The organism is Mesorhizobium sp. P160927 (genome assembly GCF_057766385.1).
Genome location: NZ_JBYMDW010000001.1, coordinates 5,479,526 through 5,493,780, shown reverse-complemented (window position 1 = coordinate 5,493,780; position 14,255 = coordinate 5,479,526). Strand labels below are relative to the sequence as shown.

13 protein-coding genes are annotated in these 14,255 nt (G+C 64.2%); 6 read left to right on the top strand and 7 right to left on the bottom strand.

Features of this window, described 5'->3' with window-relative positions:
- Window positions 1-87 precede the first annotated feature (87 nt).
- Both AC3CB8_RS26900 and AC3CB8_RS26895 read right to left on the bottom strand, forming a co-directional pair.
- A complete protein-coding gene (locus AC3CB8_RS26900) occupies window positions 88-1,347 on the bottom strand; it encodes an RNA polymerase sigma factor (protein WP_352564546.1) in 1,260 nt (419 codons plus the stop codon).
- Complete coding sequence (locus AC3CB8_RS26895; protein ID WP_023770228.1) at window positions 1,344-1,748, bottom strand: YciI family protein; 405 nt, start codon at window positions 1,746-1,748, stop codon at window positions 1,344-1,346. The genes AC3CB8_RS26900 and AC3CB8_RS26895 overlap by 4 nt, the downstream gene beginning before the upstream one ends.
- Window positions 1,749-1,937: 189 nt before the next feature.
- Here AC3CB8_RS26895 and AC3CB8_RS26890 point away from each other — a divergent pair, with 189 nt between their 5' ends.
- The 4 genes from AC3CB8_RS26890 to AC3CB8_RS26875 all read left to right on the top strand — a co-directional run bounded on the left by AC3CB8_RS26890 (window position 1,938) and on the right by AC3CB8_RS26875 (window position 7,751).
- Window positions 1,938-2,852 carry a DMT family transporter gene (locus AC3CB8_RS26890; RefSeq protein ID WP_352564547.1) on the top strand — a complete coding sequence of 305 codons (915 nt, stop codon included), beginning with the start codon at window positions 1,938-1,940 and terminating at the stop codon, window positions 2,850-2,852.
- Between the two features lie 324 nt (window positions 2,853-3,176).
- Complete coding sequence (gene eglC, locus AC3CB8_RS26885) at window positions 3,177-4,658, top strand: endo-1,3-1,4-beta-glycanase EglC (protein ID WP_352564549.1); 1,482 nt, start codon at window positions 3,177-3,179, stop codon at window positions 4,656-4,658.
- A 35-nt stretch (window positions 4,659-4,693) separates the two neighbouring features.
- Complete coding sequence (locus tag AC3CB8_RS26880; protein ID WP_023794153.1) at window positions 4,694-6,430, top strand: type I secretion system permease/ATPase; 1,737 nt, start codon at window positions 4,694-4,696, stop codon at window positions 6,428-6,430.
- A 1-nt stretch (window position 6,431) separates the two neighbouring features.
- Window positions 6,432-7,751, top strand: a complete 1,320-nt coding sequence (locus AC3CB8_RS26875; RefSeq protein ID WP_352564551.1) for an HlyD family type I secretion periplasmic adaptor subunit — start codon at window positions 6,432-6,434, stop codon at window positions 7,749-7,751.
- Window positions 7,752-7,813: 62 nt separating this feature from the next.
- Here AC3CB8_RS26875 and AC3CB8_RS26870 read toward each other — a convergent pair whose 3' ends face one another.
- Window positions 7,814-9,124 (bottom strand): hemolysin family protein, encoded by a 1,311-nt coding sequence (locus AC3CB8_RS26870; RefSeq protein ID WP_023770223.1) that lies wholly within the window; start codon window positions 9,122-9,124, stop codon window positions 7,814-7,816.
- Window positions 9,125-9,218: 94 nt separating this feature from the next.
- Complete coding sequence (locus AC3CB8_RS26865; RefSeq protein WP_023770222.1) at window positions 9,219-9,926, bottom strand: LssY C-terminal domain-containing protein; 708 nt, start codon at window positions 9,924-9,926, stop codon at window positions 9,219-9,221.
- A gap of 110 nt (window positions 9,927-10,036) precedes the next feature.
- On the opposite strand from AC3CB8_RS26865, the gene AC3CB8_RS26860 reads away from it, so the two are divergent.
- Window positions 10,037-10,747 carry a gamma-glutamylcyclotransferase gene (locus AC3CB8_RS26860; RefSeq protein WP_023781469.1) on the top strand — a complete coding sequence of 237 codons (711 nt, stop codon included), beginning with the start codon at window positions 10,037-10,039 and terminating at the stop codon, window positions 10,745-10,747.
- Between the two features lie 7 nt (window positions 10,748-10,754).
- Here the strand turns inward: AC3CB8_RS26860 and AC3CB8_RS26855 are convergent, their stop codons facing one another.
- The 3 genes from AC3CB8_RS26855 to AC3CB8_RS26845 form a co-directional block, all read right to left on the bottom strand.
- Window positions 10,755-11,561 carry an extensin-like domain-containing protein gene (locus AC3CB8_RS26855; protein ID WP_023781470.1) on the bottom strand — a complete coding sequence of 269 codons (807 nt, stop codon included), beginning with the start codon at window positions 11,559-11,561 and terminating at the stop codon, window positions 10,755-10,757.
- 116 nt (window positions 11,562-11,677) lie between these two features.
- A complete protein-coding gene (locus tag AC3CB8_RS26850; RefSeq protein WP_435053105.1) occupies window positions 11,678-12,757 on the bottom strand; it encodes an extensin-like domain-containing protein in 1,080 nt (359 codons plus the stop codon).
- 146 nt (window positions 12,758-12,903) lie between these two features.
- Entirely contained in the window at window positions 12,904-13,329 is a 426-nt protein-coding gene (locus tag AC3CB8_RS26845; RefSeq protein WP_023770218.1) for a DUF3775 domain-containing protein, read from the bottom strand.
- 141 nt (window positions 13,330-13,470) lie between these two features.
- Between AC3CB8_RS26845 and AC3CB8_RS26840 the strand changes: the two genes are divergently transcribed.
- Complete coding sequence (locus AC3CB8_RS26840) at window positions 13,471-14,004, top strand: tetratricopeptide repeat protein (protein WP_023770217.1); 534 nt, start codon at window positions 13,471-13,473, stop codon at window positions 14,002-14,004.
- The last annotated feature ends 251 nt before the right edge of the window (window positions 14,005-14,255 follow it).

The window sequence follows — 14,255 nt, the reverse complement described above, 5'->3', positions numbered from 1 at the left end:
TATCCTCCCAAGGGATACGGGCGGCGCTTGCGTCGCCCTTTTTTCGTTGGCTGCGTTCTTGCAAAGAAGTTGGCGGCGGAGTGCCAACTAAAGGTCCCGACCGGCGGCCGCCGTGGCGCGGGCAAGCAGCAGGGCGCGTTCCCTGTCATTGCCGGTCAATTCAGCGGCGTGGCGGAACGCGGCACTGGCTTCCGCCCCATGGCCGAGCTTCTCGAGGAGATCGCCGCGTACCGTGGGCAAGAGATGCGAGTCCTTCAGGCGCGGCTCGTCGTTCAGCGCCTCGGCGATGGCGAGCCCTTGCGCCGGGCCGAACGCCATGCCGACCGCCACGGCGCGGTTGATTTCGACGATGGGCGAGGGGGCCGAGAGCGCAAGCGCCTGATAGTAGGCGGATATCGCGATCCAGTCGGTATCCGCGGCGGTGACCGCGCGCGCATGGCAAGCCGCGATCATCGCCTGCAGCAGATAGGGGCCGGGCGCCGATGTCAGGGCCATGGCGCGGTTCAGGCCGTCGAGGCCGCTCCGCATCAGCGACCAGTCCCACCGGCCGCGGTCCTGGTCGAGCAGCAGGATCGGGTCGCCCGCCTTGTCGGTGCGGGCGGCGAAGCGCGAGGCATTGAACTCCATCAGCGACACCAGCCCTTGCACCTCGGGCTCATCAGGTACCAGCGCCGCCAGCGAGCGGCCGAGGCGCAGCGCCTCGCCGCATAGGTCGGCACGCAGCCAGTCCGGTCCCGCGGTGGCCACATAGCCCTCGTTGAAGATGAGATAAACCACCTCCAGCACAGTCGTGAGGCGTTCGCGGCGCTCTTCCGCGCGCGGGGTCTCGAACGGGACGGCGGCATCGCGAAGGCCTCGCTTGGCACGCACGATGCGTTGGGCGGCGGTGGCTTCGGACACCAGGAAGGCGCGGGCGATCTCCGGCGTCGACAGCCCGCCCAAGAGCCGCAAGGCAAGCGCGGCACGCTGCTCGGCGGGCAGGACGGGATGGCAAGCGGTGAAGATCAGCCGCAAAAGGTCGTCGTCGATATCCTCGTCGAGCGCCGCCTCGACGTCGGGCATCTCGCGCTGCAGCTCGGTCAAGTCGACGGCGAGTTGGCGATGCTTGCCGTCGATCATGGTTGTGCGGCGCAGCCGGTCGAGCGCCCTGTTCCTGGCGACGTGCGTCAACCAGGCGGCCGGATTGCGCGGAATGCCGTCGCGAGGCCAGCGCTCCAACGCCAGCAGGAAGGCGTCCTGCGCGATTTCCTCGGCCAGTCCGACATCCCTGAGGGTGCGTGCCAGTCTGGCGGTGAGCTTTGGCTGCTCGATCCGCCAGACGGCTTCGATGGTTGCGCTGGCCGTCAAGCCTTCAACTCGCCAAAGCCTTCCGCCACCTTCTGGACGTCCTCGGGAAATTCGCTCATTTCGAAAACCTGGCGGATTTCGATCACGTCATTCTCCCCGGCGGGACAGCGGCGCGCCCATTCGATGGCTTCGTCGCGCGAGCGCACGTCGATCACCCAATAACCGCCAAGAACCTCCTTGACCTCGGCGAAGGGGCCGTCGACGACCACAGGCTTGCCGCCCTTGTAGCTGACCCGCGCTCCGGAGGATGGCGGATGCAGCCCGTCGAGCGCCAGCAGCACGCCGGCTTTCTTCAGCTCGTGATTGTATCTCATCATCCCTTCCACGGCCTCGGCGCCGGGCCTGACATCGGGCGTCGCCTGCGCGTAGCCGGCGGGGATCATCAGCATCATGAATCGCATGTCTTTCTCCTTGTTTGGGTTGGTTCGATCATATGACGAACGGGCAACGGCGGAATCGACAGCGCGAAGAAAATTCAGGCCCCGATCACTCCGGCAGCAACGTGGATCGCCATATCGGCGGGGCTGCCACCTGGCCCCGCCGGTCCGCCCTGATATATCCAGCTGCGATCCACCACATGAGGGGGCCTCGTGAAGTCTTCCAGCCTTGCAGGCGCCGTTTCTCCCACGATCCCGGTGCTTGTCTGCGCCCTAGGCATCTTCCTTCTGTCAGGGATGGACGCGGCGATGAAGGTCCTGGTCCTTGCCGTCGGCGTCTACAACACGGTGCTGTGGCGCAGCATGCTGGCGACCGTGGTTGCCGGCGCCGGCTGGTCGGCGGGACCGCGCACGCTACCCGCGCCTTCCGTGCTCAGGCTGCATGCGCTGCGTGCCGCGGTCGTCGGCTTTGTCCTGCTGTCCTTCTTCTGGGGGCTTGCCCGGCTGCCGCTGGCGGAGGCGATCGGACTCAGTTTCGTGGCGCCGCTGTTTGCCCTGCTGCTCGCGGCGCTGCTGCTCGGCGAACGAATACAGCGTCAGGCGATCTGGGCCTCGCTGGCCGGCATTGCGGGCGTCATAATCATCGTCGGCGGACAGTTCGGGCAGACAAGCCATGCCAGGGATGCCTTGCTCGGCACGGCGGCGGTGCTGGTGTCGACGGGATTCTATGCCTACAATCTGATCCTTGCGCGGCAGCAGGCGCTGGTGGCCAAGCCGATCGAGATCATGCTGTTCCAGAACCTTTGCGTGGCGGTCTTCCTTGGTCTCGCGTCACCCTGGCTGGCCATTGCCCTGCCGCGTGAGCTCTGGCTTCCGCTCGCCGGGGTGACGGCGCTGTCGCTCGCCGGCCAATTCCTGATGAGCTGGGCCTATGCGCGGGCCGAAGCGCAGTATCTGATTCCGACGGAATACTCCGCCTTCATCTGGGCGATCGCCCTTGGCTGGCTTTTCTTCGACGAGGCGGTGACCTGGACCACGCTGGCGGGAGCGGGTCTCATCGTCACCAGTTGCCTGATCGCGGCACGCTCAAATCCCAGGCTTGCCGAGCCGATCGAAGCTGCTCTCTGATGGCGTAAGCTTCCCGCCCGCCATGCGCCTAAGAGGAAGGCTGATGAGCCCGGAGGAGGATAGCGGTCATCTAAGTAGATCATTCATCTAAGTAGATCCTTTGCAATTTAGAGTTTATACACCATTTTACTAAATAGCCTTGCTTAAGCGACGCTCTTTCCCCGAATAATAAGTATATGTCTTCCGAAAGATCGATGATATGGTGGATTGTGTAATGATTCCCTGGAACGAAAATCGTTCCTTTCAGCATTGGTCCTACGTGGCCATCCGGAAATTTTAAGCGACGGTTCGAGGCGGCCAGGCCTCACGAGGAGGATGTATCCGATGAGCTTCTTCGTCAACGCCGTGGGTGTTCCTCTTTCCTATAGCGGCACGTCCAACCACTGGTTCTCGGCGCCTGGGGCCGGGCCCGACTTGTACGGCAGCGCGGGAAATGACTCGTTTTACGGAGCGGGCAATCTCAACGTCACCATGCATGGCGGCACGGGCGATGACATCTATTACCTCTATGGGGCGGGCAACAAGGTGGCCGAGGGCGCCGGTGCAGGCATCGACACGATCAGCACGTGGATGAGCTACAAGCTCCCCGCCAATGTCGAGAACCTCATCGTCACAAACCCCAATAACTACGCTTTCGGAAACGGTTTGGACAACATCATCACCGCCAAGGCCGGGCACCAGACGCTGGACGGCGGCGCGGGAAACGACGTGCTGATCGATGGCGGCGGCGGCTACGACACGTTCGTCATCTCGAAAGGCAACGGCAGCGACCTGATCGCCAATTTTGCCGCCACCGACGCCGTCCGCCTCAATGGCTATGGGTTCACGTCGTTCGATGCCGTTCACTCGCACCTGATCCAGGCGGGATCGAACGTGCTGCTGAACCTCGGATCCGGCGAGATCCTCGAGTTCAAGGACACGACCGTCGACAAGCTGCAGCCCAACCAGTTCGAATTGCCGATCGACTTGTCCGGCATGAAGCTGTCCTTCAGCGACGATTTCAACACGCTCAATCTTCACAACGCCCAGAGTGGCACGTGGGATACCAATTTCTCATGGGGAGCGCCGAACGGCAGCACATTGACCAGCAATGGCGAGCTGCAATGGTACATCGACGCCAATTACGGGCCGACGAGTTCCGTCCACCCGTTCAGCGTGAACAACGGCGTGCTCACCATCACCGCCGCGCAGGCGCCAGCCGACATCAAGCCCCTGATCAACAACTACGAATACACGTCAGGTATCCTCAATACGCACAGCACCTTCTCACAAACCTACGGCTATTTCGAAATGCGCGCCGACCTGCCCGAGAACGCCGGCGCGTGGCCGGCCTTCTGGCTGCTCCCGGCAGACGGCTCGTGGCCGCCGGAACTGGATGTGATCGAAACGCGCGGGCAGGACCCGAACTCGTTGATCATGACGGCGCATTCGAATGAAACGGGAACCCACACCAAGGTGACGTCGATGGTGAACACCATGGATACCGCCGGCTTCCACACCTATGGGCTGCTGTGGACCCCGGACAAGCTCGTCTGGACCTATGACGGTGTCCAGGTCGCTGAAGCGGCGACGCCATCCGATATGCACAAGCCCATGTACATGCTGGCCGATCTCGCGGTCGGCGGCCTTGCCGGCGCGCCTCCCGATCATCTGGCGACGCCTGCCGAGATGAAGATCGACTATATCCGCGCCTATACGCTGGACAACGCGCCGGCGAGCGCCTTGCACACCGCCACCAGCACCGCCACGCATAGCATCGCCAGCAGCACGCTGCACGGCGGTTCCGAATTCGGGGGCCACGCGTAAGGTCCCGGGATCATGCAGCGACGGGAAATGCGGAAATGACTGGACCGTCCGGCCTGCGTCCGGTCTTCCTGCGCGCCATCGCCGATGTCGGCGTCTTCTCGCTGCTGATCAACATTCTGCTATTGGTGATTCCGCTCTACCTGCTGCAGGTCTATGACCGCGTGCTGCCGTCCTCCAGCGTCGAGACGCTTGTCTATCTTTCAGCTATCGCGGTGCTCGCGCTCGCCTTTCTCGGGCTGCTTGACGCGATCCGCGCCGTTTACACGCACCGCGTCGCGGCGACAGTCGACCGCAAGCTGGGTGCCAGCACCTTCGCCATTTCGCTCGGCGCGAGATATGCCGGCGGCCTGTCGCCGCTGCGCGATCTCGCTTCGGTCTGCGCCTTCATCAGGTCACGCGGCGTGGCGGTGCTGTTCGACCTGCCTTTCGCCCCTGTCTTCCTCGCCTTGCTCTATCTCATCCATCCGGTGCTGTTCTGGGTGACGGTCGCCGGCGCGGTGCTTTTGCTCTTCCTGGTCGTTGCCAACCAGCTTGCGATCGGCAGGAACGATGCCTTGTCCGCGGAGCGTTCGGCGTTGGCCAGCCAGGCGGAACAGGCCTTTGCCCGCAATGCCGAGACGCTGCGCGCCATGGGCATGGTGCAGAATGCCTCCCTGGTCTGGGGACGGCACGTGGCGGCGGCGCTTACCTTCCATGACCGTTCCTCGAGCGCCAATGCGATCTTCAGCGGCGCCTCGCGGGCGTTGCGCATGGTGCTGCAGCTGGCGATCCTCGGCGCCGGCGCATGGCTGGTGCTGCAGGGGCAGATGACGGCCGGCATGATCTTCGCCTCCTCGCTGGTGTCGTCGCGCGCGCTGCAGCCGCTCGACCAGCTGATCGGCGCCTGGCGGCAGATCGCCGACGCGCGGCGGGCGTGGACGCGGCTGGAAAAAGCGCTCGCAATGCGTCCGGCCGAGCCGCGAAAACTGATCCTGCCCGATCCGGCTGGCGCGATTTCCGTGCAGGACGTCTTCTTCATGGCGCCGAACGCCAAACCCGGCACGGAACCCATCCTCAAGCGGCTCAACTTTGCGATCGGCGCGGGCCAAGCGTTGGCCATCGTCGGCCCGAGTGGGGCCGGCAAATCGACACTGGCGCGGTTGCTCGTGGGTGCCGCCCAACCGACCGGCGGCTCAATCAGGATCGACGGCGCCGACCTCAGGACCTGGGACGAAGGCCAGCTCGGAAAGCATGTCGGCTACCTCGCGCAGGAGGTTGAGCTCTTTCCTGGATCGATCGCGCAAAACGTCGCCCGCTTCGACCCGCAAGCGGACGACGCCGCGATCGTCGAGGCGGCAAGGCGCGCCCAGGTGCACGAGCTTATCCTGGCGCAGCGCGACGGCTACCAGACCATGATTGGCCCGTCGGACAGGGCCCTTTCGGGGGGCGAGCGCCAACGGATCGGCCTGGCGCGCGCCTTCTACGGCAATCCGCGGCTCCTGGTGCTCGATGAGCCCAGCTCCCATCTCGACGGCAGCGGCGAGGCCGCGCTCGAGGCGGTGCTTTCGGCCGCGCGCGCGGCGGGCGTCACGGTCGTCGTGATCACCCATCGCCCTGCGATCGCCGCCGCTTGCGACCGCGTGATGCTTTTGCGCGGCGGCATGGTCGAAGCCTTCGGCCCTGGCGACGAGGTGCTGCGGCGCTCGGTAATCGGCAAGGCCCCCCAGCAGAGCACGGTGGTGACCGGGTCATTCGTCCCGACAATCCGCGCGGGTGGCGGTTTCGGATCGTGAGATGACGACACAGAGCCTCGCCTGGGACAGCCAGCCGCGCACCGACATAAGACGCGTGGCCCTCACCGGCTACGTCGCCATAGCTGTGCTGGCGGGCGGCTTCGGCTATTGGGCCGTCAGCGCTCCCTTGTCGGGAGCGGTGATCACGCAAGGCACGATCTCGGCGACCGGCGGAAACATCCGCATCCAGCATCGCGAGGGCGGTATCATCAGGGAATTACCGGTCCATGAGGGCGATCGCGTGCAACAGGGTCAGGACCTGGTCGTGCTGGACCCAACGGCCGCGCAGGCCGAGCTCAACCGGCTGGTGAGGCAGTCGATCGCGCTCAGGGCAAGTGCGGCGCGGCTGGAGGCGGAACGCGACGGATTGGACAGGATGGCGCCCCTCACCGAAGCGGCGCCGGCACCTTTCCAGCACGATTTCGAGATCCTGGTTCGCGAACAGCAAAAGGAATTCGACGCCAGGCTCGCGCGGTTCCGGTCGGAAAAATCGATCCTGGCACAACGCGTCGCCATGCATCGACAATCGGTGGTGGGGTTGCAGGCCCAGCAACAGGCCATTCAGCAGCAAGCCGACGTGGTGAAGAACGAACTCGGCATCAAGACCGGCCTGCTGGACAAGGGCCTCACCAACCGCACCGAGTACTCCCAGCTGTTGCGCAGCGAGGCCGATCTCGTCGGGCAGGCCGGGGCCCTGGAGGCCAATCTGGCGACGGCCAACACCCAGATCGTCGAAGCCCAGGAGCAGATCGAGCGCCAGACCACGCAACGCGTCGAGGAGGCGCTGACGAAGCTGGACGACGTTCGCGCCAATCTGGCCGACGTCGAGGAGCAGACCAGGGCGGCGGAGGCGGTGCTGCGGCGTACGACGATCAAGGCGCCGGCGGCAGGCATCGTGGTGTCGTCGGCATATAATTCCAAGGGAAGCGTGATTGCCCCGGGTGAAAAGATCATGGAGATCCTGCCCACGGCATCGGGCCTCGTCGTCGATGCAAGGCTGCGGCCGAAAGACCTCGATCAGGTCCGTGTCGGCCAGCCGGCGAAACTGCGGCTGTCGGCCTTGAACGCGCGGCTCACTCCCGAGGTTTCAGCCACGGTGGCGCAAATTTCCGCGGACCGGCTCATCGACGAGGCAACGCATGAGCCCTATTTCCGCGCCAAGCTGAGGATCGCGGCCGACCTGCCGTCCGGCGTGAAGCCCGAGCAGCTTTATCCCGGGACGCCGGTCGAGGCGTTCATCAACACCGGCGACCGGACTTTCCTGGAGTATCTGGCACGGCCGATGCTCGATTCCTTCGCCCGCGCCTTCACCGAGCGGTAGAGCTCGCCGTCCGCGCAATATATTGGTCGAGAACCGCCGGGCCGAAAACCAGGCATATGCCGTCAGCGCACCATCTCGCGGTGGCCGCTGGGCAGGCGGGTGGCGATCAGCTTGTCGATGCGGCGGCCGTCGAGGTCGACGACCTCGAAGCGCCAGCCCTGCGCGTCGACACATTCGCCGGTCGCCGGCAGATGGTGCATGTGCGACAGCACATAGCCGGCAACGGTCTCGTAGTCGCGGTTCTCCGGCAGGTCGATGCCGAGCACCTCGGCCATCTCGTCGGCCTGCATGTAGCCGGCGAGAAGCCATGAGCCGTCGTCGCGCTGGACTGCGTTTTCTTCCTCGCCGGCCTCGAGGTCCGAGCGGAAGACGCCGGTGATGGCTTCGAGGATGTCGGCGGGGGTGACGATGCCTTCGAAGTGGCCGTATTCGTCATGCACCAGCGCCATCGGCACGTCGCTCTCCTTCAGCTTCTGCAACACATCAAGCGCATCGGCCTGGTCGTGCACGATCGGTGCCGTGCGCACATATTTGCGCGGGTCGAGCGCGCGGCCGCCGAGCAGTGCGGCCAGCACGTCGCGGGTCTGGATGACGCCGATCATGGCGTCCACCCCGCCGTCGCCGGCGGGCAGGCGCGAATGCTGGGTGTCCATCAGAAGCTTGCGGATCGTGGCATCATCGGACTGCAGGTTGATCCAGTCGACATCGGTGCGCGGTGACATGACGGCACGCACCGCGCGGTCGCCAAGCCGCATGACGCCGGCGATCATGCGCCGCTCGTCGGATTCGATGGTGCCGTGATGCTCGGCCTCGGCGACCAGCATCTTGATCTCCTCGTCGGTGACCTTTTCCTCGCTTTCGCCGCGCTGGCCGAGCAGCCAGAGCACGGCACGGCCCGAAATATCGAGCAGAAAGACCAGGGGGGCCGAGATGGTGGCCAGGATGGTCATTGCCGGCGCCGCCCGTGCCGCGACCCGCTCGGGATCGCGCAACGCGATCTGCTTGGGCACGAGTTCGCCGACAATCAGCGAGGCATAGGTGATGATGGCCACGACGATGCCGACGCCGAGCGGGTCGGCTATGTTCTCGCGGATGCCTGCCGTAGCCAGATATTGCGCCAGTCTCTGGCCTAGCGTGGCGCCGGAAAAGGCGCCCGAGAGCACGCCGACCAGCGTGATGCCGATCTGCACGGAGGACAGGAATTTGCCGGGATTGGAGCCAAGCGCCAAAGCGCGGCCGGCACCCTTGACGTTGCGGTCGATCATCGCCTTCAGGCGAGCCGGCCGCGATGAGACGATGGCGAGTTCGGACATCGACAGAAGGCCGTTCACGCAGATGAGGACGACCACGGTGGCGATTTCAACGTATAGCATGAGGGCTCAATAGCATTGCCGCACGGCTTTCGAAAATAGTCGGAAGCCATTTTAGAAAGATGACAGCGGATGCGGGCCACGACCTGACCTGCCGTTACGGCAACTGCTTCAGCACGCCGACAATCGCCTTGCCGTCGGTGAAATAAGGGTCGCCGCCGCCATTGCGGCCGCTCCGGGTGGGGCCGATGCCTGCCAGGCCGCTGGTCGAAGCCAGCAGGCCGGCGGCGTTGAGATCGCCGATCATAAAGTCGCGCTCGGCATCGAGGTCGGGACCGATGTGATGGGTGATGGCGCCCGTGTCATGGCTCAGACCGACGCCGCGATCGAAGCTGGCGGCACCCAGCCAGAGCGGCCTGCCATCGTCGCCGACCGTATCCGTCCGCCAAAAACGGACGTGATGGCGCCGGTCGGCACTGTCGCCGACCGGCTTTTCGAAAGCGAGTTGCTGGGCGCGGCCTTCGAACAGCAGACGGCTTATCGGTGCGTCGGGATAGGGGCGGGAAAACAGGACACTTTCACCGATGTCGATGGCGGTTCTCAAGGTGACGGCGTCGGCGGTGTCCCAGCCGGCAACGGCGAAAGCGTGGACCAACTCCTTCTCCGTGCCGATCAGGCCGACATTGATGGGGTCACCGGGAATGCCTTGCGGCGTGTGGGTGACCATCTCGAAATGCCGATCGCCAAAGCCGCGATCACGGAACGTCCAGAATTCCGGCGCCGCGACATAGGCGAGCGCCAGCCAGGCACCCAGCACGGCCGCTGCCCAGATTGCAATGCGTCGCTGGAGGCTTCGTTGGCTCATAAAGGCGGCTCGATCCGAGCGGTATCTGTTGCCTGACGGTTCCTGGAAATCAATGGCCAGAGATGAGCAGACGGTTTATCGTCAGCCATCATTTTTTCGTGGGGGCGGGAATGAAGCGGAAGCCGACGGGCCTGAGAACGATGGCGTTGACCGCGGATCTTGTCGCCCGGGTCGAGCGCGTCGAACCGGATCCCGGGCCCGAGCCTGGAACGGCCGAGCACACCAACGCGGAGTTCGATGAGTTGGTCGCTCGACTGCTTGCCGAATATCGGCCCGAAATGCTGTGGGTCTTCGCCTATGGTTCGTTGATCTGGAATCCCGAATTCGTTCCTGTCGAGCAGCGCCCGGCGACGGCGCCTGGATGGCACCGCTCGTTCTGCCTGAAGCTGACGCGTTGGCGGGGGACGCGCGAATTGCCTGCCCTGATGCTGGCGCTGGACCGGGGTGGCAGCTGCAACGGGATCGTCTACCGGCTGCCCGATGAAGATCATTTCGGGCAGCTCGGCCAGCTTATGCGCCGGGAAATCGATGCCAACCCGCCAACCAACGTGCCCTGCTGGATCAAGGTCAAGACCACGGAGGGTCCGCTACGCGCTCTGGCTTTCGTCGCCGCGCCGGATGGCAAGGCCTATGCCGGACGGTTGCCGTTGGAGCAGGTTGCGGACACGCTGGCGCGAGCCGCCGGACACTGGGGGTCGTCGGCGCAGTATCTGTTCCGGACCGTCAGCAAGCTGGAAGAAAGCGGTATTCGCGATAAGAATCTCTGGCGCATCCAGGATCTCGTGGCTCGGCAAATTATCGCGTCCACCGGTGACGCATGATCTGTTCCTACCGGCAGGCGCGATAACCGTTCCTGCGGTTCTTGATGTCGAAATGGAAATGGTTGCGGTGGTCGTAATTGTAGCCGGGGCCGAGCACGGTGGTGAAATACTGGCAGCCGTCGGCGCGCACATTGTTGAGGAAGCCGCGGGTGCGGAAGGCGAACAGGCCTGGTTTGCGCACGTCGATGTCGTCGCCATTGTTGAGTTCGATGCTCATGACGTCGAGCGCGTTGCCCTTGCCGTGCTCCGACAGCACGCCTTCGCCGGCAATGTTGCGGCAGGAATAGCTTGAGCCCTGGTGGATGGTCCTGACGCCGGAGAAATAGCGCCAGCGAGCGGAGGGAACGAGTTCGTTCTTGGTCCAGGCGGCGAAGGTGGCGGCCATGTCGCAGGTCAGGGTCGCCGCGGGTTTCACCTGGATGCTGCCGATAGCCGTGACCTTGACCGGATAGTCGATGCCGCACTGGCCTTCATGGATCGGTGCCAGGTCGGTGTAGGCGACATCGAGGCGCCTCAGCTGCTGGCGGCAATCGGTTTCGCTGGCTGGAATCTGCTCGACCGGCGACATCGGCTCGTCCATGCGCGGATAGGCGGCCTGCGTCATGTAGGGATTGGACGGAACAAGCTTCTGCATGCCCTGATATTGCGGCACGGCCGCGGTCTGCGAGCCGACATCGACGGCAGGCTGCAGGGACAGCACGCTGCCGGTGTTGCAGGCGGAAACCGCGGCCAATGCAAGACCGGCGGCCATAAGCGCCGCAGGTTTCAGTTGGTGCGCGGCGGCGAGGAAAACGGCGCGAAATTTGCCGGCCATTGGCGGAATCCTACTTCTGCATATCCGGCATTTTAACGATCAAGGGTAAAGGAAAACTCAGCGTCCGCGTTCATGCCTGGGGCGGAATTGCGGCGGTGATCCTGCGTCGACCGCGTTTATTGGCAGAACGTGCCGCCATGCCGCCGGGGCTCAAGGTCGAGATGGAAGTGCAGCGCGTGGTCGGCGTCGGCGCCCGGGCCGAGCACGGTCTTGAACGGGCCGCAGGCGGCCTTGCGTACGGCGTCGAGGAATTTGCCGTCTTTTTCCGGAGGCGCCGGCCCGACCTCGATCGTCTTGCCGTCGGATAGCGTAAAGCTGGCAATGTCGAGCGCGTTGCCGAAAGCATGTTCCGACAGTTTGCGCGTGCCATTGCGCGGCCGGCAGACGAAGGCCGACGCCTGGCCGATCGATTTCAGGTCGGCGCCGAATTCGGCTTTAGCCGCCGGCTGGATGACGTCGGCGGCAAAACGCGCCGCCGCCTCGGCCATAGGGCAGTTGAGCTCGGTGCCCGGACCAATCGCGATCGATTTGCCAAGCGACTTCAGCACGATGGGGTAGGGGATCGAGCAGCCGATTTCGGGGTTGCTTTCGGCCTTGCGCTCCTCGAATTCGACGCCGAGCGTGTTCAGGCGCTCGCGGCAGGCGACTTCCTCAGCCGGCATCTTGTCGGCGGGAAAATCGGCCGAGCGTGGATCGGGCAGCATCTTCTCCTCGCCACCTGCTTCCGCCGGCTTTGGCGTTGGCTGCGGGGCGACGGCCGGCGGTTGAGGTTCGGGCGTCGTGGTGGCGGGCTTCGGCGTCGGCGTCGGCGCCACGGCAGGCGGCTCCGGCTCGCTTTCCGTTTCGGCTGGTGGTTCCGGTGGTTTCGGGCTTTTCTGACGTGACTCTTCGTCCTTCGGCAGATTGGGCGCCGCGCCGCTCTTTGGATTTTCAGCGTTTTGGTCTTGCGACTTTGGGGTGTCCGCCTTCGGAGTGTCCACCGGACGTGGCTCGGGCACCGGAACATCGGCGGACGGCCGAGCATCCTGCGTTGCCAGCGGTGCCGGATTGGGCGCAAGATGCTGCCTGGCTCGCGCTCTCGACTGCCGCTTGCCTCGCGGCTTCAGCGGCTGATCGGCCCGCTGTGTCAGCGGTTGCCCCACGCGCGGGCTCAGCGGCCCATGGTGTTTGTGACGATGTTTGGCGTCGGCCGGCATGACCAGCAGAGCCGTGACGGCTAAGGCCAATGCAATCCTGTACCTTCGAGAAAAGCTCAGCTTTGCCATTCTCCACAAAACGGCGCCGGCCGGCTGAAGTTGCCTGGACAGGCGCTTAGACCCGATCACAATCGGTTACCTCCGCGTTACGCGCCGATCGCTTCCAGCCCCTCTTCCAGCCAGTCGGCGAGCAGCGGCATGCCGAGCAGGTATTTTGCGGTGCGCTTGTTGGCGCGCTCGCGTGCCGCGGTTACGGCGTCGGCCCATTCCGAGGCGTCGTAGTCGCCGCGGCCCACCCAGGCCAGCGCGATCAGCTCGGCGGCCTCGTCGATATTGAGGTCGTTGATCAGCTCGCGCAGCTCTTCCTCGGTAAGGTTTTCCGAGCTTTCCTCGGCGAGGCCGTCGTGGTGGTGGTTGTCATGCGTGTCGCCGTCGAACTCGACCTCGTGTTCGGCGCCGTCGGCATAGTCCTCGTTGACGGCCGCGCTCAGCGCCTTGGCCTTGAGAATGAACAGCCGCACGGTATCGGGGCCGATCGTGAGATCCCAGTCCTTTTCGAGCCGTCGCTGCACGGGCCCTCTCCGTCAGTCTTTTGCCGGATGATACCGGATTTGCGGCATCCGTCACCTCATGTTCTACAGGTTATCTTTTCGGGGATGAAACGCGGACCGCTCGGCGTTAGTGTTGCATTGTCACACCCTCAGGAGGTTTCCATGCATAAAAGAGTGCTGATCCACGCGGCGAGCGCGCTTATCGCTCTGCAGTTCCTTGCCGTTCCCGTTTTTGCGGCGGGCAGTGGCGGCGACACCAATACGACCACCCAATGCAAGAAAGGCATGGTCTGGGACAAGAAGAAGAACAAGTGCGTCGCACCCCAGGAAGGCATGCTGGACGACGACAGCATTTACTATGCCGGGCATGACCTGGCGATGGCCGGCCGCTATGACGAGGCGATCGCCGTGCTCAGCCTCGCCGCCAACAAGCAGGATCCGCGCATCCTCAACTATCTCGGCTACTCGCACCGCCATTCCGGCCGCGTCACCGTCGGCCTCGGCTATTACGAGGAAGCGCTGCGCATCGATCCCGATTACACGCTGGTGCGCGAATATCTCGGCGAGGCGCATCTGCAGATCGGCGACCTGGCCGGCGCCCAGCAGCAGCTGATGGAAATCGAAAAGCGCACCGGCAAGGGTTCGCGCGAATACGGCATGCTGTCCGAGCAGATCGAGCATTTCATGAGGAGCTGATCGGGCCCTCATGATTTCTCAAAGCGGCCGCGAGCGATCGCGGCCGTTTTTGTTCGGCTCCGTCCCACGGCCGCCCTCGCTATAAAAGAAGTGATGATTTTTACAAAACCGATTTTTGGGCGTGAAAAGCCCGCAAAGATTGCTATATTCAGGGAAATTGCGGTGAAACGGTTCCGTTAGCCCGAGGCTGCCGGACCGTTTTCTTTTTGTACCCCAACGACAAGGCTTCCCCCGAATGCGGGGGCGGCGGC

Coding starts and splice junctions, on each gene's coding strand:
- AC3CB8_RS26880 (WP_023794153.1), top strand. CDS start 4,694: ATGACTGGACCGTCCGGCCTGCGTCCGGTCTTCCTGCGCGCCATCGCC.
- AC3CB8_RS26850 (WP_435053105.1), bottom strand. CDS start 12,757: ATGCCGGCCGACGCCAAACATCGTCACAAACACCATGGGCCGCTGAGC.
- eglC (WP_352564549.1), top strand. CDS start 3,177: ATGAGCTTCTTCGTCAACGCCGTGGGTGTTCCTCTTTCCTATAGCGGC.
- AC3CB8_RS26855 (WP_023781470.1), bottom strand. CDS start 11,561: ATGGCCGGCAAATTTCGCGCCGTTTTCCTCGCCGCCGCGCACCAACTG.
- AC3CB8_RS26840 (WP_023770217.1), top strand. CDS start 13,471: ATGCATAAAAGAGTGCTGATCCACGCGGCGAGCGCGCTTATCGCTCTG.
- AC3CB8_RS26870 (WP_023770223.1), bottom strand. CDS start 9,124: ATGCTATACGTTGAAATCGCCACCGTGGTCGTCCTCATCTGCGTGAAC.
- AC3CB8_RS26860 (WP_023781469.1), top strand. CDS start 10,037: ATGAAGCGGAAGCCGACGGGCCTGAGAACGATGGCGTTGACCGCGGAT.
- AC3CB8_RS26865 (WP_023770222.1), bottom strand. CDS start 9,926: ATGAGCCAACGAAGCCTCCAGCGACGCATTGCAATCTGGGCAGCGGCC.
- AC3CB8_RS26875 (WP_352564551.1), top strand. CDS start 6,432: ATGACGACACAGAGCCTCGCCTGGGACAGCCAGCCGCGCACCGACATA.
- AC3CB8_RS26895 (WP_023770228.1), bottom strand. CDS start 1,748: ATGCGATTCATGATGCTGATGATCCCCGCCGGCTACGCGCAGGCGACG.